Source organism: Brevundimonas sp. UBA7506, from assembly GCF_002479495.1.
In the GTDB taxonomy this organism is placed as follows: Bacteria; Pseudomonadota; Alphaproteobacteria; order Caulobacterales; family Caulobacteraceae; genus Brevundimonas.
Genome location: NZ_DLNQ01000015.1, coordinates 119,336 through 137,169, shown reverse-complemented (window position 1 = coordinate 137,169; position 17,834 = coordinate 119,336). Strand labels below are relative to the sequence as shown.

Here is a 17,834-nt window from a genome sequence, read left to right as displayed (position 1 = left end):
CCGAGAACACCGTCATCTGCGACCGTCAGGGCGTCATCTACAAGGGCCGGGATAACGTCTCGCAATGGCAGGCGGCCCACGCCACCGACACGCCCCTGCGCACCCTGGCCGAGGCCATGGTCGGCGCCGACGTGGTGCTGGGCCTGTCGGCCAAGGGCGCGATCAGCAAGGAGATGGTCGCCTCCATGGCGCCCAATCCGATCATCTTCGCCATGGCCAACCCCGACCCGGAAATCACCCCGGAAGACGTCAAGTCGGTGCGGTCGGACGCCATCATCGCCACCGGCCGCTCGGACTATGTGAACCAGGTCAACAACGTCCTGGCCTTCCCCTATCTGTTCCGCGGCGCCCTGGACGTGCGCGCCCGTCAGATCAACCACGAGATGAAGATCGCCTGCGCCCACGCCCTGGCGGCCCTGGCCCGCGAGGACGTGCCGGACGAGGTGGCCGCCGCCTATCGCGGCCGCAAGCTGAAGTTCGGCCCGGAATACATCATCCCGACCCCGTTCGATCCGCGTCTGATCTGGTACATTCCGCCCTTCATCGCCCAGACGGCGATGGACACCGGCGTGGCCCGCAAGCCGATCGAGGACATGGAGGCCTATCGTATCGCCCTGCGTCAGCGGGTCGATCCCTCCGCCGCCCTGATGCAGAAGATCTCCTCGGCCGTGCGCTCGGGACCCAAACAGCGCGTCGTCTTCGCCGAGGGCGAGGAGCAGTCGGTCATCCGCGCCGCCTGGGCCTTCAAGCAGGGCGACCTGGGCACGCCCATCCTGGTCGGTCGCGAGGACCTGATCCGTCAGAACGCCGCCGAGGCGGGGCTGAATTTCGACGACCTGGGCATCGAGGTGATGAACGCCCGCGTCTCGGAGCGGAACGCCGAATACGTCGAGTGGCTTTACAACCGCCTGCAGCGCCGGGGCTATCTGCGCCGCGACGTGCAGCGGATGATCAACCAGGACCGCAACTACTTCGGCGCCGCCATGATCGCGCGCGGCCAGGCCGACTGCATGGTCACCGGCGTGACCCGCAACTTCAACATGGCCCTGAAGGAGGTCCGCCGGGTCCTTGACGTCAAGGACCGCATGATCGGCCTGTCGATCCTGCTGGCCAAGGGCCGCACCCTGTTCGTGGCCGACACCTCGATCCACGAACTGCCCAACGCCGCCGAACTGGCCGAGATCGCCGTCAAGGCCGCCGCCACGGTCAAGAAGCTGGGCCGCAAGCCGCGCGTCGCCTTCCTCAGCTACTCGACCTTCGGCGATCCGCCCGGCGATCGCGGCGAGAAGGTGCGCGAGGCCATTCGCATCCTGGACGCCATGGACGTCGACTTCGAATACGAAGGCGAAATGCCGCCCGAGCTGGCGCTGAACCCCGAAGCCCGCGCCAACTATCCCTTCATGCGCCTGACCGGCGACGCCAACGTCCTGGTCATGCCGGCCATCCATTCGGCGGCCATCTCGACCCGTCTGGTGCAGTCGCTGGGCGGCGCCACGGTGATCGGCCCTCTGCTGGTCGGTCTGGAGAAGTCGGTGCAGATCGTCCCGCTGGGCGCCTCGGTCAGCGAGATCATCACCGCCGCCACCTTCGCCGCCTACGCCGAGGGCGCCGAGGGCGAGGACTGATCGCCTTCCATCTCTGGAACGTCGAGAGGCGGCCTTCGGGCCGCCTCTTTGCGTTTGGGCCTCAAGTCGCCCGCTTCAACCGGCGCAGTTCAAAGGTCTGGCGCACCCATTCGGCGGCGCAGAAGACCACCGCGATCAGGCCCAGCCAGGCGGCCACCACGAACATGGCGGCGTAGCCCTGACGCTCAATCAGTTCGCCCAGGGCCCCGCGCCCCAGGGTGCCGATCAGCAAGGCCAGGGAGGTGAAGACGGCGAACTGGACCGCGCCGAACATCTTGTTGGAAAGGGCCGACAGATAGGCGACGAAGGCGGCGCCCGCGAAGCCGCCGGCGATGTTCTCGCCCGCGATGGCCAGCATCAGCCGCGCCATCGGTTCGCCCAGGTGGAACAGGCCGAAAAGCTTGTAAAGGCCGCTGACCTGCATGAAGCCGTGGATGAAAGGCGCGCCGAGCGCCAGGTCCATCATCAGCAGGTTGGTGGCGGCCGACAGCACCGCGCCCAGCAGCAGGCTGGCCATCCGCCCGATGACCAGAAGCGCCCAGCCGCCCAGGCCGATGCCCAGGATGGTCATGACCACGCCGAAGGTCTTGGACGCCAGGGCGATCTCGGTCTTGGTGTGGCCCAGCGCCCCGCCGGTGTCACCCATGTAGAAGGGGAAGGCGAACGGGCCCCAGACCCCGTCGGTGATACGGTAGGTCAGGATCAGGCCCAGAACGATCACCGCGCCCCAGCCCAGACGCCCCATCAGCTCGACCAGAGGCGCCAGGATGGCGTCATAGAGGGTATTCAGCAGAGCCGGAGCGTCGCGCTCGACGGGCGCCGACCCGGTCTTGCCGCCGCGCCAGACGATCAGTCCGGCCAGGAGCGCGGGCAGGATGACGGCCCCGCCGACGATCCATGGTCCCCAGGTGGCGGTGAACTCGCCCGCGCTCGGCGCCGGCGTGACGCTGAGCGCGGTGACCATGAAGCGGATCAGCATGAAGGCGGCCCAGACCCAGGCGGCCAGGGTGACGACCAGAGCCGTCATGCGCAGGCGCGGCGAGCCGATGCGCTCGCGGGCGATGGCCTGTTTCGGCGCCGGCTTGGGCTCGGGCGCGATCAGGGTCCCCAGCAGGCCCAGACCCATCAGGCCTGCGCCGATGACGAAGGTCGAGGACCAGCCGAGGTGATCCGCCAGCACCAGGGCGCCCGCGCCGCCGACCAGGGCCGCCGTGCGGAAACCCAGCTGATAGACGGTGGACAGCAGGTCGACCGGGACCCGCTCATCCGCGACCTCGATCCTCCAGGTGTCGATGACGATGTCCTGGGTCGCCGAGGCGAAGGCGCCGAGCGCCGCCGCGCCCGCCAGCATGGCGATGGCGCCCGTGCCCGGATGCGACAGGGCGATGGTCAGAAGCGCCCCGACCAGAACCACCTGACACAGGATCAGCCAGGACCGGCGCCGCCCCATCTTGCCGATGATCGGCGGGGTCAGGCCGACCGAGGGCGACCACAGGAACTTGAAGGCTCCGAACAGACCCACCCAGGACAGGACGCCGATGGTGGCCACCGAAACGCCCGCGTCCGATAGCCAGGCGTTCAGGGTGCCGAACAGCATGGCGAAGGGCAGACCGGCGGAGAAGCCCAGAAGCAGCATGGCCAGGGTGCGGCGCTCACGAAACGCCGCCTTCAACACGCCCAGACCTTTCGGCGACGGGTGCAGGGCCGCGACCTCGGAAGCGGGCGTCTTCGTATCGGTCATGCGGGTCTCCGGCGGACGCCGCCGGAAACGGGCGGTCGTGGTTACTGGGCGCCGACCTTGGCGCGGTTGCCGACGTTCGTCCAGCGGGTCAGGGCGGCGCGCAGGGCGTCGGCCTCCAGCGGCTTGGTCAGATGGTCGTTCATGCCCGCTTCCAGACAGGCGATGCGGTCCTCGGCGAAGGCATTGGCGGTCAGGGCCACGATCGGCGTGCGCTCGCCGCGTTCGCGCAGCGCCCGCGCCGCCGCCGGACCGTCCATGCGCGGCATCCGCATGTCCATGAAGATCAGGTCGAAGCGGGCTTCCTTCAGCGTCAGCAAGGCCTCGTGGCCGTCAGCCGCCGTCTGGACCACGCAGCCCTCGCGGCGCAGCAGGGTCTTGGCCAGAAGGGCGCCGACCGGATTGTCCTCAACGAGCAGGACGCGCAGCCCTTTGAAGGCGACGGGCGTGACGCGATCGTCATCCTGGGCGCGCGCCGTGGGAGCCGCCAGGCCCTTGCGGCGACCCGCCGCCGCCAACACGCGCTCGGCCAGCGAGGCCCGACGCAGCGGCTTGATCAGATAGCCGTGGAAGCCCGCCGCCCGGTAGCGGTCGATCAGATCGCGTTCGCCGGCTTTCAGCAGGATGATGGCCTCGCCCTGCGACGGCTTGACCATCAGGGCGCCGTCCTCAGCCATGGCGTGGTCGATTAGGGTCACGCCCGCCTGACGCGCGACTCGCCCGCCCGAAGCTTCGATCTGGGCCGTCGCCGCCTGGCGCACGAAGGGGTCGGGGCTGCGCACCGCCACCGCCACGCCGTCCAGAGGACGGGGGCGAGGCGCGGCGCCGGCCGCCACGGCGAAGGGGGCCTCGAAGCGGAAGCGGGCGCCGGGTCCGTCAGGCCTGTCGCTCACGGCGACCGTGCCGCCCATGGCCTGGGCCAGCCGCCGGACCACCGCCAGGCCGAGACCCGCCCCATCGAAACGGGCGGCGTCCGAGGCGTCGGCGTGGCCGAACTCGTCGAAGATGCGACCGCGCGCCTCTTCGGGCACGCCCGGGCCGGTGTCATCGACGACGAAGGCCAGGCGTGGACGGGCGGCGGTTCCGCCCGCGCGCTCGACCGTCAGGCGGACCCCGCCCCGGTCGGTGAATTTCACGGCGTTGCCGGCCAGATTGAACAGAACCTGACGCAGTCGGCCCTCGTCGGCGATGACGTCGGGCGCGTCGGCGGCGACCGACCAGACAATCTCCAACCCCTTGTCGTGGGCCTTGGGGCTGAGCAGTTCGGCCACGCCGCGCGTCAGGCCTTCCAGATCGACCGGCGAGGCGTCGAACTCCAGCGCGCCCGCCTCAAGGCGGGCGAAGTCCAGCAGGTCGTTGACCAAACCCAGCAGGTGCTCGGCCGACTTCTGCGCCGCCTCGGCGTAGGCGCGTTGGGCGCCGTCCAGTTTGGTCCGCGACAACAGGCCCAGCATGCCGATCACCCCGTTCAGGGGTGTGCGCATCTCATGGCTCATCAGCCGCAGGAACTGCTGTTCCGGCGCATCCGAGGGCCCTCCGGAGGGGGCGGCGAGCGTGATCTCGGTCGGTGCGTGCGTTCTGCGTGCCTGGGCCATGGCGACCACCCTAGCGCCCAAGGGTTAAGCGTGGCCGAACAGGGTTTCAAAGCTCAGAAGGCGGGAGCCTCGGTTCGATGCGCGGTCTGACGGTCGAAATCGCCTTGGGCCCCGACCGTGGTGCGGCGATACATCAGGGCCTCGGCCACATGACGACGCAGGACCCCGGTCGATCCGTCCAGATCGGCGATGGTGCGCGCCAGCCTCAGGGTCCGGGTCCAGCCCCGCGCGGTCAGACCCCCGGCTTCGCCCGCCCGCATCAGCAGAGCCCGACCCGCGTCGTCCGGGGCGGCGAAACGATCCAGGGTCTCGCCCGAGGCGCGGGCGTTGATAGCCTGATCGCGCGCCTTGTCGGGGTCAAAGCCCGCCGCACGAACGCGTTCCTCCTGCTGGGCGCGAGCCGTCGCCACGCGAGCGGCGGCCTCGGCGGTGCCCTCGGCGGGCGGGGGCAGGGCCATGTCGGCGGCGGTCACCGGCGGGGTCTCGACCGTCAGGTCGATACGATCGAACATCGGGCCCGAGATGCGGTTCTGATAGTCCCTCTGGCAGCGCGGGGCCTTGCCGCAGGCCCCGCGCCCGACGCCGCCGAGACCGCAGCGGCAGGGGTTCATCGCCGCCACCAGCTGGAAGCGGGCCGGATAGCGGACATGGGCGTTGGCGCGCGCCACCACGATCTCGCCCGTTTCCAGAGGCTGGCGCAGGCTGTCGAGCGCCTGGGCCGAATATTCCGGCAGTTCATCCAGGAAGAGCACGCCATTGTGGGCCAGCGAGGCCTCGCCCGGCTTGGCCCGCAGACCGCCGCCGGTCAGGGCGGCCATGGAGGCGGAGTGGTGCGGCGAACGAAAGGGCCGGTCGCGGGTCAGGGCGCCGCGGTCGATCAGGCCCGCCACCGACCAGACCATGGAGGTCTCCAGCAGCTCCTGCGGCGTCAGCGGCGGCAAGAGGCCCGGCAGGCGCTGGGCCATCATCGACTTGCCCGACCCCGGCGGGCCGATGAACAAAAGATTGTGCCCCCCCGCCGCCGCGATCTCCAGCGCTCGCTTGGCGCTTTCCTGACCCTTGACCTCGCGCAAGTCGGGTATTGCCCCGCCCGCCGTCACCGGACCCGGCTCAGGCGCGCGCAACACCTGCGTGCCTCGGAAATGATTGATCAGGCCGATCAGGGATCGAGGCGCCAGAATGGCGGTCTCGCCGGCCCAGGCGGCTTCGGGTCCATTCGCCTCGGGACAGATGAGGCCCAACCCCATGGCCCCAACGGCCATGGCCGCTGGAAGCGTGCCGCCCACGGCCGCGATCTGGCCGTCCAGTCCCAATTCGCCGACCGCCGCCCACCCATCAAGGGCGTCAGGCGCGATCACCCCCATGGAGGCCAGCAGGGCCAGGGCGATGGGCAGGTCAAAATGGCTGCCTTCCTTTGGCAGGTCGGCGGGCGCCAGATTGGCGATGACCTTCTTGGGCGGCAGGGCCAGGCCGATGCCGGCGAAGGCCCCGCGCACCCGTTCGCGGCTCTCGGCCACCGCCTTGTCCGGCAGGCCGACGATGGCGAAGGCCCCCGCGGGCGTCGCCACCTGCTGCACCTCGACATCGACCCGACGCGCCTCGACCCCGTCGAAGGCGACCGTCACCACCCGCGCGACCATGGGCTCCCTCCCGCTGACCGAGAGAGAACAAATCACGAACTCAAAGCAGTTTCAAGAGCGTCGTTATGCGATGTTAAGCCGGCTCGGCCTTCTTCTTCTCGATCACGTCCCACATCAGGGCCGTCGCATCGACGCCGCTGAACTTGAGCAACTGCTGGGCGCCGGTGGGCGAGGTGACGTTGATCTCGGTCAGGTAGTCGCCGATCACGTCGATGCCGACGAAGATCAGGCCGCGTTCCTTCAGATAGGGGCCGATGGCGGCGCAGATTTCCAGGTCGCGCGGGGTCAGCTCGACCGGCGCCGCCGTGCCGCCGACGCGCAGGTTGGAGCGCACCTGATCCTTGGCTGGAATGCGATTGATGGCGCCGACCGGCTCGCCGTCGATCAGGATGATGCGCTTGTCGCCCCTGGACACGGCGGGGATGAATTTCTGGATCACCAGAGGGTCGCGCGACCCGGCGGCGTGAATCTCGATCAGGGCTTCCAGGTTCGGGTCGTCGGCCTTGAGCCGCACCACGCCCGAACCGGCGGCGCCGTGCAGGGGCTTGAGCACCACGTCGCCGTGACGGCGGTGGAAGTCGACCAGGGCGACCGGGTCCGACGACACCAGGGTCGGCGGCTGCAGGCCGGGGAAGAGGGTGGCGATCAGCTTCTCGGGCGCCGAGCGCACCTCGGCAGGATTATTGACCACCAGGGTCTTGGGATGCACCCGTTCCAGCAGATAGGTGGCGGTGACATAGGCCATGTCGAAGGGCGGATCCTGACGCATCAGGATGACGTCCACGTCCTCGGCCAGATCAAGAACCGCCTCGGGGCCGAAGTCGGCGTGCTCGCCCTGCACCGTGTTCACCGTCACCGGACGGGCGCGGCAGAACAGACGGCCCTCGTCCAGCGCCAGGGTGCGGAAGTCGTAGACCCACAGCCTGTGTCCGCGCGCCTGGCCCGACAGGGCCATCAGGAAGGTGGTGTCGGACTCGACGTTCACCGCCTCGAGCGGATCCATCTGGATGGCGACTTTCAGCATGGGCGGGGAGTCCTTGGTAGAAGAGGGCGCTATCGCTCGCGCCGCGGCGCTTGCTGTTTGAGCTAGTTTTAGTTCGCTATGCTCGCGTCGCGGACGCTCGCGGCTTGAGCGCCGCCTGTGACGCTCAAGCTCCTACTTGATGGCGCCGAGCACGCGCCGCAAGGCTTCAGTTCAGGCGCATCCGCACCCGATCCATGCTGGCGCGGTGAGCGTCGGCGGGGCCGTCGACGGCGCGGGCGCGCGACAGGGCCTGCAGGGCCCCGGTCAGGGCCCCCTGCTTCTCGCGCGCGGCGGCGACGTCCAGCCAGGGGCGGTGATCTTCGGGGGCCAGCAGGGCGCGACGCAGGGCCGAGCGCTCCGCGCCCTCATAGTCCTCGACCACCAAGGCGCGGGCGAACAGGACATTCTGCAGCCGGATCAGGGCCTGGCGGTCGCTGACCGGCGCCATCAGCGGGTCCAGCCGGTCGGCGACGTGCGGCGTCAACCCCGCCAGAAGGGCGCGCCGCGTCAGTTCGCTGGGCAAAACCAGGCGGCCCTGACTGAAAGGGTCCAGCGCCACAGGCCCGTCGGGCGTCTCGACCCGCAACAGGACGTGGCCGGGGAAGTCCACCGCCGCCGCCTTCAGTCCGGCACGTCGCGCCGCGTCGAGGTAGAATATCACCAGGGCCGCCGACAGGCCGCGCCGCCGTTCGGCCACGTCGATGATGTCGGTGTTGCCGGGATGGTCGTAGCTCAGCAAGTCGCCGTTCAGCCGCAGGTCTGCGGCCATGGTCTCGGCCAGGGCGTCGTCGGGACTTTCGTGGGCGGCGCGCTCTCTGACCCTTTGCGCGGCCTGATCCGCCAGCAGTCGCACCGCCTCCGGGTCGCGGAAGGGATAGTCGTGGATGGCGCAGGCGATGGCGCAGTCGAGCAGGGGAAAGCCCTCGTCCCCGGCGCTTCCCGCCTGGGTCAGAATGGTTTCCGCCTCGTCCCGGGTCACCGGATGTCCGCTCCTGTCGAGATCACCCCGCGAAGATGACGCGGAAATCGTCCGGGAGCCAGCGCCACCATATCAATCCGCAGGTTCAGCCCCTGCAACGAGGGTCGGCTGCGGGCCACCGCCGCCCCGGCGACGGCCAGTCGGCCGTGCTGTTCCGGCCCCAGGGACAAAATCGCTGCTTCAATGGTTTGCCGCCGCTTGACCTCGACCACCGCCAGGGTGCGGCCGCGTCGGGCCAGGATGTCGATCTCGCCGCCCCGACCCTTCAGGCGAAAGGCCAGGATCTGATAGCCCTTGAGCATCAGCCAAAGGGCGGCGATCCATTCGGCGCCGTGGCCCTGCCGATGAGACCGTCCGCCCAACGCCTGACGCCAGCCCGACTTGGGCCGACGCGGCGACGAACGCGGCCGCAAGCGGGGCTTCACCCCCGGCCCTGCATTTCCAGCGCCCGCTTGTAGAGCGGCTTGCGGGGCAGGTTCAGCGCCTTGGACACCTCGGCGGCGGCCTCGCCCGGCGGCAGGCGGGTCAGGGCCTCGGCCAGGGCCGCGTCGGCGTCGGCGGCGCTGGCGACCTCGGCCTCGCCGGGGCCGATGACGACGACGATCTCGCCCTTGGGCGCGTCGCAGCGTGGATCGGCGGCCAGTTCGGACAGCGTCCCGCGCACCGCCTCTTCATAGAGCTTGGTCAGTTCGCGGGTGACGGCGGCCGGGCGGTCGCCCAGCACCACCGCCATGTCGGTCAGGCTGTCCTTCAGGCGCGGGCCGCTTTCGAAGAAGACCAGGGTCTGACGCCCGACGCGCAGTTCCTCCAGCATGGTCTTTCGCGCCCCCGACTTGGGCGGCAGGAAGCCGGCGAACAGCACCCGGTCGGCGGGCTGGCCCGCCAGGCACAGGGCGGCCAGCAGGCTGGAGGCGCCGGGGATGGGATGGACCGGCAGGCCCTCGTTGATGGCGGCGCGGGCCACGACATAGCCGGGGTCCGACACCAGGGGCGTGCCCGCGTCCGAGACCAGGGCCACGACCTCGCCCGCCTTCAAACGCTCTACGGCGATCTCGGCGGCGCGCGCCGAGGCGTGATCGTCGCAGCGTTCGAGTTTGGCGCGCAGGCCATAGGCGGTCAGCAGCTTGGCGGTGACGCGTGTGTCCTCGGCCAGGACCAGATCGGCGGCGGCCAGAACGTCCAGCGCCCGCAGCGTCATGTCGCGCAGGTTGCCGATGGGCGTGGCCACCAGATAGAGGCCCGGCGCGACGGAACGCGCGGGCGGGGCGGTCGGCGGGAAGAGGGAGGCGTCTGACATCGGCGCGACCCTGCCAGCCCCGGCCCTTCGGGTCTAGGTCGAGCGCCTAGGTCAGCAGGGCTTTCAGCACGGCGTCGAGCAGGGGCCGCCCCCGCGCCGTGGCGGCGATGCGGCCGCCTTGCGCTCCAAGGAAGCCGTCGGCGATCAGGTCGGCCAGCGGCCCGGTCGTCTCGGACAGACCCAGCGTGTGCAGCAAGGGCAGGGGCACGCCCTCGACGGTGCGCAGACCCAGCAGGACCAGTTCCTCGGCGGCGCCCGGCGCATCCATCGTCTCACGCTCGGCCCAGGGCGTTCCAGCGGCGACGCCCGCGACATAGTCGGCGATGCGGCGGTGGGCGACCGTGGCCGTCCGCTCGCCCCCCAGGGTCAGCCGCCCGTGGGCGCCGGGGCCGAGGCCCAGATAATCGCCGCCGCGCCAGACGTGCAGATTGTGGCTGGAGCGCGCCGCGACGTCGCGCGCATGGTTGGACACCTCATAGGCCTCGAACCCCGCCCCCTCGAGCACGTCTTGCGTGGCCTCATAGAGAGACGCCGCCAGATCCTCGTCCGGCGGGGTCAGGGTTCCGCGCGCGAAGGCCCGGCCAAAGGCTGTCGTCGGCTCTATGGTCAGTTGATAGGGCGAGACGTGCTCGAAGCCGAGGTCCAGCGCCGTGGTCAGTTCCGCCGTCCAGTCGGCCACGGATTGCCCCGGTCGGGCGTAGATCAGGTCGATGGACAGACGCGGGAAGGCCCGCCCCGCCGTCTCAACCGCCCGCCGGGCCTCCGCCGCCGAATGGTCGCGGCCGAGGAAGGCCAGGGCCGCGTCGTCGAACGACTGCACCCCCATGGACAGGCGGTTGATCCCGGCCTCCGCCAATGCGGCGTAGCGGCCCGCCTCGGCGTCGGTGGGGTTGGCCTCCAGCGTGATTTCTATGTCGCCTGCCGGAGGGAAAAGCGCCCTGGCCCGTGCGATCACCGCCGCCACAGCCTCGGGCGGCATCAGGGACGGCGTGCCGCCGCCGAAGAAGATCGAGGCCAGCCGACGCGGCCCGACCAGAGCGGCCTGCGCCTCCATGTCCGCCAGGACGGCCTGAACCAGCCCGGCCTGCTCCTCGACCCGTCCCCGGTCGCGCACGACGTTGAAGTCGCAATAGGGGCAGATGCGGGCGCAGTAGGGCCAGTGAACATAGAGGGCGAGCGAACCTGACAGGTCGTCAGTCAATCAGCGCCGCCTTGAGCCGGGCGAAGGCGCGGGCGCGGTGGCTGAGGGCGTCCTTCTCCACCGGGTCCATCTCGCCGAAGGTCAGATCCGAGCCTTCCGGTCGGAAGATGGGGTCATAGCCGAAACCCCGGTCGCCGCGCGGCGGGAAGACCAGGTCGCCGTCGATGCGCCCCTCGACCACCACGCAGGGGCCGTCGGGCCAGGCCACGGCCAGAGCCGAGGTGAACCAGGCGCGGCGATCCCCCAAAGATCCCGAGGCGCCGATCTCCTCCAGCCGCGCCTCGACCTTCTTCATGGCCAGGGCGAAGTCCTTGCCCGGACCGGCCCAACGCGCCGAGAAGATGCCCGGCGCCCCGTCTAGGGCCGCGACCGACAGGCCCGAGTCGTCCGCGAGGGCCACCTCGCCCGAAGCCTCGGCGGCGTGACGCGCCTTCAGCATGGCGTTGCCGACGAAGGTGCTCTCGGTCTCGTCCGGCTCAGGCAGGTTGAGGCTGCCGGCCGTGACGATCCTGTAATTTCCATCCAGCAGCGCTTCGATCTCGCGCGCCTTGCCCGGATTATGGGTCGCGGCCACCAGCCGCATCCCCTTGATCAGCTTGAGATTCATGACGCGACCTTAGTCCTGTCCGATGCATTGCGGAAGTTTAACATCGTTAAACGATATGTAACGTGCTTTTCGGCGGGGTCGCCCCTATCTTCAATCTCAAGAACGGGGGTCGCACCGTTCGGACGAAGCAAAAAAGACGCAAAGTTCACCCAGCGACATAACAGAAACGCACGAAAATCGTGCAATCACGGAGAGATAAGATGCAAGCGATGAAAACCTCGATCTGGATGGACCGCGTCGGCCACGGCTTCTTCAACGCCCTTCTGCTGGCCGCCCTGCCCACCGCAGCCATCGCCATGGTCGTCCAGAGCCTGTGATCCGGCTCTGGATCGTATCGGGGGCTTTGACGATCAGCATGAACACCGCGAAGAATAGCGCCGCGTGAGGGTTCGCCGGACCCCGCGCGGCGATCGCCGCCCGAACCACCCGGCCTGAGATCTGACTTCATGCGCTTCCCGAAACGGCCTGCTATCGGGATGAGAGCGCCGCGCCTGACCGGCGCGAACCTGCGGACACCCAATTTGAGAACCATAGGCCCCGGCTCTGTCTCCAGCCTGCTGAAGATCGCCCTGGACGTCGCCTATGTCCTGCTGACCCTGATCACCGGCGTGCTGCTGCTGCTCTGGGTCGCCTCCATCTTCATTCCCATCGACGGTCTCTACGTCACCGCCACCGACGGCGACAACGGCCGCCAGATCCCGCTGACCCGCCCCCTGCTCCTGTTCGGCGTGGGCGCCATGACCGCCTATTTCGGCGGTTTCCTCATGATCCTGCGCGGTCTGCGAAAGATTTTCCGCACCCTGACCCTGGGCGACCCCTTCCAGCCCGACAACGTGCGCCGCCTGCGCCAGATCGGCCTGATCCTGGCCATCGTGACCGGCGGCGTCTGGGTCGCTCAGGGTCTGGTGGCCGCGCGACTGGCCCCCGGGGTGATGGAGCCCCAGGGCGTCAGCGACCTGCTCACCCCCGTCTTCTCCATCCTCGTCGTCTTCGTCCTGGCGGAGGTCTTCCGCGAAGGCGCGCGTCTGCGCCGCGAATCTGAACTGACGATCTGATCTGGAAACGCTAAGCTCTGCCCATGGCCATTCGCGTCCAACTTGACCGCATTCTCGCCGAACGGCGCATGTCGCTGACGGAACTCGCCGACCGCGTCGGCGTGACGGTCGCCAACCTGTCGATCCTCAAGACCGGCAAGGCCCGCGCCGTGCGCTTCTCGACGCTGGACGCCCTGTGCCGCGAACTGGACTGCCAGCCCGGCGACCTGCTGGCCCACGAGCCCGGTCCCGGAGACGTCTTCGACGGCGAGGACTGAGGTGGCCCGCAAAGGCCCTTCAGACCCCACTGACGACGACAAACGCATCTGGGCCAGGGTGACCGGCGCGGTGACCCCGCCCGCGCGCCGCAAGGCCGCCCGCGTCACCCCCGGCGCGGTCGTGCCTGATCCTGAAATTCCGCTCGTTGCCGCCAAGCCCGCGCGCGGCGTCGCCGGCAAAAAGCGCAAGGCGCCCGATCAGACGCCGAGTTTCGAGGCCCTGGGGATCATTGTCCCCGCCCAGCCCACGCAGATCCGCGCCCGTCCGACGCCCGAGGAGCTGGAGCCGCGCCGCCAGCGCCGCCTGTCGCGCGAACGCGATCCGATCGAGGCCCGCATCGACCTGCACGGCTTCGGCCGCTTCGAGGCCGAGGATCAACTGCGCGGCTTCCTCATCAGCTGCCAGATGCGCGGCCTGCGTTCGGTTCTGGTCATCACCGGGCAGGGGCGGCGGGGCGGCGGGATCATCCGCGGCTCGGTGCATGACTGGCTGACCGGGCCGCACCTGCGCGGCGTGGTGTCCGGCTTCGCCTCGGCCCACCGCCGCCACGGCGGCGACGGCGCCCTCTATGTCACGCTGAAGCCGCGCGGCTGACAGCGACTACCCTTGGGCGTTTCGGATCGCCGCCGCCCCGGCCACCGGGGCGATGACCACCGCGAACAGGACATAGGCGCCCAGAAGGGCCAGGGCCGAGAGCGGATCGCCGCCGCCCGCCGCCCGCGTCAGGGCGCCCGCCCCGAACACCACCGGCGGAATGAACAGCGGCAGCACCACCACCGCGATCAGCAGACCCCCGCGCCTGGCCCCCAGAGCCAGAGCAGCGCCGAGCGCCCCGGTGAAGGCGAAACCCAGACCGCCGAGCGCCGCCGCCAGCGCCGTCAGACCGATCAGTTGGGCCGGCTGGCCCAGGGCCAGAGCCGCCACCGGGGCGGCGAGGGCCAGCGGCAAGCCGGTCGCCAGCCACTGGGCCAGGGCCTTGATCGCCACCGTCGCCTCCAGAGGCAGGGGGCCGAGGGCCAGAAGGTCCAGCGCCCCGTCCTCCAGATCGCGCTCAAACAGACGCTCCAGCGACAACAGGGAGGCCAGGGCCAGGGCCATCCAACTGGCGCCCGAGGCCGCCGGGGCCAGAACGCGCGGATCGCCGCCCGCCGCCAGCGGCAGGATGGCGGTCAGGCACAGCATGAAGCCGCACGCCAGCAGCGGCCCGCCGCCGCCGCCCCAGGCCAGCGACAGCTCGCGGCCGAACAGGACCCGCACGGCCTTCAAGACAGGCCCCCGAGATCCAGATTGCGCGCCGGAACGGGCAGGGGGTCGTGCACCGCCGCCAGAATCATCCCGCCCGAGGCCAGATGCGCCGCCATCAACTCGGCGGCGACCGCCCGCCAGCGCTCGTCCAGCGGGGCCAGGGGTTCGTCGAGCAGCCACAGGGCGCGCGGCGCGGCGATCAGCCGGGCCAGCGACAGCCGCCGCTTCTGCCCCGCCGACAGCTTGCGGGTCTCCAGATCGAGCAGGGGCGCCAACGACAGCCGCGTGACGGCGGCCTCGCGCGCGGCCTCATCCCCGCCCAGCCAGGCGGTCTGGAAGTCGAATTCCTGACGCGCCGTCCGCGTCGGCTTCAGCCCTTCGAGGTGGCCCAGCAGGTGGACGCCGCCCTGCCGCGCGTTCTCCGGATCCAGCGCCTCACCGTCCGCGCCGCCAAAAGTGATCGCCCCCGCATCGGGACGGATAAAGCCCGCCACGGCGCGCAGCAGGCTGGTCTTGCCCGCCCCGTTGGCCCCGGTCAGAGCCACGGCCTCGCCCGCCGAAAGCCGCAGCGACAGGCCCTGGAACAGGACACGCTCGCCGCGCGACAGGCTCAGGGCCTCGATGTCGACCGTCTTCAGCATGACCCCGCCGACTTGCGAACCGTTCTCGATGTCCATGGCGCCCGTGTGGATACATGGACGGCTTCCCCGCACAGGACTATATCCGCAAGCGCCGCAGCAGGCTTTCGCCGCGCGCGCCTGGGACCTGTGCGCCCCGGCGTCCAGCGCGCGAAGGCGCAACCGAATTGTCGGGCGGCGTTAGTCAGAGGACTTCTCCATGCCGTCGATTGACAGCCTCAAGACCCGTCAGGACCTTTCGGTCGGGCGCAAGAAATACGCCTATTACAGCCTTCCGGCCGCCGAGGAAGCCGGTCTGGCCGGGATTTCCCGCCTGCCGCGCTCGATGAAGGTGCTTCTCGAGAACCTGCTGCGCAACGAAGACGGCGTCTCGGTCACCGAGGACGACCTGAAGGCCGTCGCCGCCTGGATCGAGAACAAGGGCGCCGTCGAGCACGAGATCGCCTTCCGTCCGGCCCGCGTCCTGATGCAGGACTTCACCGGCGTTCCCGCCGTCGTCGACCTGGCCGCGATGCGCGACGCCATGGCCAAGCTGGGCGCCGACGCCGCCAAGATCAATCCGCTGGTCCCCGTCGACCTGGTCATCGACCACTCGGTCATGGTCGACCACTTCGGCGACGCCAAGGCCTTCGGCCAAAACGTCGAGCGCGAGTATGAGCGCAACATCGAGCGCTACAACTTCCTGCGCTGGGGCTCCTCGGCCTTCAACAACTTCCGCGTCGTGCCCCCCGGCACCGGCATCTGCCACCAGGTCAACCTGGAGAACCTGGCCCAGACCGTCTGGACCCTGGACGAAGGCAAGAAGACCGTCGCCTATCCCGACACCGTCGTCGGCACCGACAGCCACACCACCATGATCAACGGCCTGGCCGTCCTGGGATGGGGCGTCGGCGGCATCGAAGCCGAGGCCGCCATGCTGGGCCAGCCGATCCCGATGCTGATCCCGGAAGTCGTCGGCTTCAAGCTGACCGGCAAGCTGCCGGAAGGCGCCACCGCCACCGACCTGGTCCTGACCGTCACCCAGATGCTGCGCAAGAAGGGCGTGGTCGGCAAGTTCGTGGAATTCTTCGGCGACGCCATCGCCGGGATGACCATCGAGGATCAGGCCACCATCGCCAACATGGCCCCGGAATACGGCGCCACCTGCGGCTTCTTCCCCGTGTCGCGCGCCACCATCGACTATCTGACGGCCACCGGCCGCGACAAGGCGCGCGTCGCCCTGGTCGAAGCCTACGCCAAGGCCCAGGGCCTGTGGATCGACGAGACCTCGGAAGACCCGGTCTTCACCGACGTTCTGGAGCTGGACATCTCGACGGTCGTGCCGTCGCTGGCCGGTCCCAAGCGTCCGCAGGACCGCGTTGAACTGACCGTCGCCGCCCCGTCGTTCGAGACCGCCCTGGCCGAGGTCTTCGGCCGCCCGACCGACGCCGAGCGCGCCGCTGTCGAAGGCGAGAAGTTCACCGTCGGCGACGGCGACGTGGTCATCGCCGCCATCACCTCCTGCACCAACACCTCCAACCCGTCGGTCCTGATCGCCGCCGGTCTGGTGGCGCGCAAGGCCCACGCCCTGGGTCTGAAGGTCAAGCCCTGGGTCAAGACCTCGCTGGCCCCCGGCTCGCAGGTCGTCACCGACTATCTGACCGACGCCGGCCTGCAAAAAGACCTGGACGCCATGGGCTTCAACCTGGTCGGCTACGGCTGCACCACCTGCATCGGCAACTCGGGCCCGCTGGACCCGGCCATCTCGAAGGCGATCAACGACAACGGCCTGGTCGCGACCTCGGTCCTGTCGGGCAACCGCAACTTCGAAGGCCGCGTGAACCCCGACGTCCAGGCCAACTACCTGGCCTCGCCGCCGCTGGTCGTGGCCTACGCCATCGCCGGTTCGATGCGCATCGACATCACCAAGGACCCGATCGGTCAGGACAAGAAGGGCAAGGACGTCTTCCTGAAGGACATCTGGCCGACCTCGCAGGAGATCGCCGACATCCAGAAGAAGTCGGTCACCCCGGCCATGTTCGCCAAGCGCTACAAGGACGTCTTCAAGGGCGACAAGCACTGGCAGGCCATCAAGGTCACGGGCGGCCAGACCTATGAGTGGGAGGATACGTCCACCTACGTCCAGAACCCGCCCTACTTCGAGGGCCTGTCGATGGAGCCGGCCCCGGTCAGCGACATCGTGGAGGCCCGCATCCTGGGCATCTTCGGCGACTCGATCACCACCGACCACATCAGCCCGGCCGGTTCGATCAAGAAGGCCTCGCCCGCCGGGGTCTATCTGACCAACCACGGCGTCGACGCCCTGGACTTCAACAGCTACGGCGCCCGCCGCGGCAACCACGAAGTCATGATGCGCGGCACCTTCGCCAACATCCGCATCCGCAACAAGATCACCCCGGACATCGAGGGCGGCGTCACCAGGCACTTCCCGTCGGGCGACACCATGTCGATCTATGACGCGGCCATGCGCTACCAGTCGGAAGGCCGTCCCTTGGTCGTCTTCGCCGGCAAGGAATACGGCACCGGCTCATCGCGCGACTGGGCGGCCAAGGGCACGCGGCTGCTGGGCGTTCGCGCCGTCATCGCCGAAAGCTACGAGCGCATCCACCGCTCGAACCTGGTCGGCATGGGCGTGGTGCCGCTGCAGTTCAAGCAGGACGGCTGGCAGAAGCTGGGCCTGACCGGCGAAGAGATCGTCACCATCCGCGGCCTGACCGACGTCAACATCGGCAAGCTGAAGCCGCGTCAGGACCTCTGGGTCGAGATGTTCCGCCCGTCGGACGGCAAGATGGCCCGCTTCCCGGTCCGCTGCCGCATCGATAACCAGACCGAGCTGGACTACCTGCTGGCCGGCGGCGTCATGCCCTACGTCCTGCGCAACCTGGCCGGGGGCCCGCAAGCCGAGGCGCCCGCCGTCGCCGAATAAGGCGAG

Annotated in this window: 16 protein-coding genes; 5 read left to right on the top strand and 11 right to left on the bottom strand. The window is 69.5% G+C overall.

Features of this window, described 5'->3' with window-relative positions:
* Nucleotides 1–1,625: phosphate acyltransferase (locus B3K53_RS13230; RefSeq protein WP_292084912.1), on the top strand; the 1,625-nt coding region annotated here is incomplete at its 5' end.
* 61 nt (nt 1,626–1,686) lie between these two features.
* Here the strand turns inward: B3K53_RS13230 and B3K53_RS13225 are convergent.
* From B3K53_RS13225 to rdgB, 9 genes are all read right to left on the bottom strand, one after another.
* Nucleotides 1,687–3,366 carry an AmpG family muropeptide MFS transporter gene (locus B3K53_RS13225; protein ID WP_292084911.1) on the bottom strand — a complete coding sequence of 560 codons (1,680 nt, stop codon included), beginning with the start codon at nt 3,364–3,366 and terminating at the stop codon, nt 1,687–1,689.
* Between the two features lie 41 nt (nt 3,367–3,407).
* Nucleotides 3,408–4,958 carry a response regulator gene (locus tag B3K53_RS13220; protein ID WP_292084910.1) on the bottom strand — a complete coding sequence of 517 codons (1,551 nt, stop codon included), beginning with the start codon at nt 4,956–4,958 and terminating at the stop codon, nt 3,408–3,410.
* 53 nt (nt 4,959–5,011) lie between these two features.
* On the bottom strand, nt 5,012–6,598 hold the full coding sequence (locus tag B3K53_RS13215) for a YifB family Mg chelatase-like AAA ATPase (protein WP_292084909.1): 1,587 nt from the start codon (nt 6,596–6,598) through the stop codon (nt 5,012–5,014).
* A gap of 73 nt (nt 6,599–6,671) precedes the next feature.
* On the bottom strand, nt 6,672–7,622 hold the full coding sequence (gshB, locus tag B3K53_RS13210; protein ID WP_292084908.1) for a glutathione synthase: 951 nt from the start codon (nt 7,620–7,622) through the stop codon (nt 6,672–6,674).
* A 166-nt stretch (nt 7,623–7,788) separates the two neighbouring features.
* Nucleotides 7,789–8,601: a SirB1 family protein gene (locus B3K53_RS13205; RefSeq protein ID WP_292084907.1), complete on the bottom strand. Its 813-nt coding sequence runs from the start codon at nt 8,599–8,601 to the stop codon at nt 7,789–7,791.
* Nucleotides 8,598–9,014 carry a YraN family protein gene (locus tag B3K53_RS13200; RefSeq protein ID WP_292084905.1) on the bottom strand — a complete coding sequence of 139 codons (417 nt, stop codon included), beginning with the start codon at nt 9,012–9,014 and terminating at the stop codon, nt 8,598–8,600. Before B3K53_RS13200 ends, B3K53_RS13205 begins: the two co-directional genes overlap by 4 nt.
* Nucleotides 9,015–9,022: 8 nt before the next feature.
* A complete protein-coding gene (gene rsmI / locus B3K53_RS13195; protein ID WP_292084904.1) occupies nt 9,023–9,898 on the bottom strand; it encodes a 16S rRNA (cytidine(1402)-2'-O)-methyltransferase in 876 nt (291 codons plus the stop codon).
* 46 nt (nt 9,899–9,944) lie between these two features.
* Nucleotides 9,945–11,099 (bottom strand): radical SAM family heme chaperone HemW, encoded by a 1,155-nt coding sequence (gene hemW, locus B3K53_RS13190; RefSeq protein WP_292084902.1) that lies wholly within the window; start codon nt 11,097–11,099, stop codon nt 9,945–9,947.
* The gene (gene rdgB / locus B3K53_RS13185; RefSeq protein WP_292084899.1) at nt 11,092–11,706 is read right to left on the bottom strand and encodes an RdgB/HAM1 family non-canonical purine NTP pyrophosphatase; all 615 of its coding nucleotides are present in this window, start codon (nt 11,704–11,706) and stop codon (nt 11,092–11,094) included. The genes hemW and rdgB overlap by 8 nt, the downstream gene beginning before the upstream one ends.
* Before the next feature lie 521 nt (nt 11,707–12,227).
* On the opposite strand from rdgB, the gene B3K53_RS13180 reads away from it, so the two are divergent.
* From B3K53_RS13180 to B3K53_RS13170, 3 genes are read left to right on the top strand one after another with little or no spacing between them, the layout of a single operon-like run.
* A complete protein-coding gene (locus B3K53_RS13180; protein ID WP_292084897.1) occupies nt 12,228–12,761 on the top strand; it encodes a DUF2975 domain-containing protein in 534 nt (177 codons plus the stop codon).
* Nucleotides 12,762–12,784: 23 nt separating this feature from the next.
* On the top strand, nt 12,785–13,018 hold the full coding sequence (locus B3K53_RS13175; RefSeq protein ID WP_292084896.1) for a helix-turn-helix domain-containing protein: 234 nt from the start codon (nt 12,785–12,787) through the stop codon (nt 13,016–13,018).
* Between the two features lies 1 nt (nt 13,019).
* Nucleotides 13,020–13,613: a Smr/MutS family protein gene (locus tag B3K53_RS13170; RefSeq protein WP_292084895.1), complete on the top strand. Its 594-nt coding sequence runs from the start codon at nt 13,020–13,022 to the stop codon at nt 13,611–13,613.
* 6 nt (nt 13,614–13,619) lie between these two features.
* Here the strand turns inward: B3K53_RS13170 and ccmB are convergent, their stop codons facing one another.
* Both ccmB and ccmA read right to left on the bottom strand, forming a co-directional pair.
* Entirely contained in the window at nt 13,620–14,285 is a 666-nt protein-coding gene (gene ccmB / locus B3K53_RS13165; protein WP_292084894.1) for a heme exporter protein CcmB, read from the bottom strand.
* Nucleotides 14,282–14,905 carry a heme ABC exporter ATP-binding protein CcmA gene (gene ccmA / locus B3K53_RS13160; RefSeq protein WP_292085673.1) on the bottom strand — a complete coding sequence of 208 codons (624 nt, stop codon included), beginning with the start codon at nt 14,903–14,905 and terminating at the stop codon, nt 14,282–14,284. Before ccmA ends, ccmB begins: the two co-directional genes overlap by 4 nt.
* Nucleotides 14,906–15,101: 196 nt before the next feature.
* Between ccmA and acnA the strand changes: the two genes are divergently transcribed.
* The gene (acnA, locus tag B3K53_RS13155; protein WP_292084892.1) at nt 15,102–17,828 is read left to right on the top strand and encodes an aconitate hydratase AcnA; all 2,727 of its coding nucleotides are present in this window, start codon (nt 15,102–15,104) and stop codon (nt 17,826–17,828) included.
* Nucleotides 17,829–17,834: the final 6 nt, after the last annotated feature.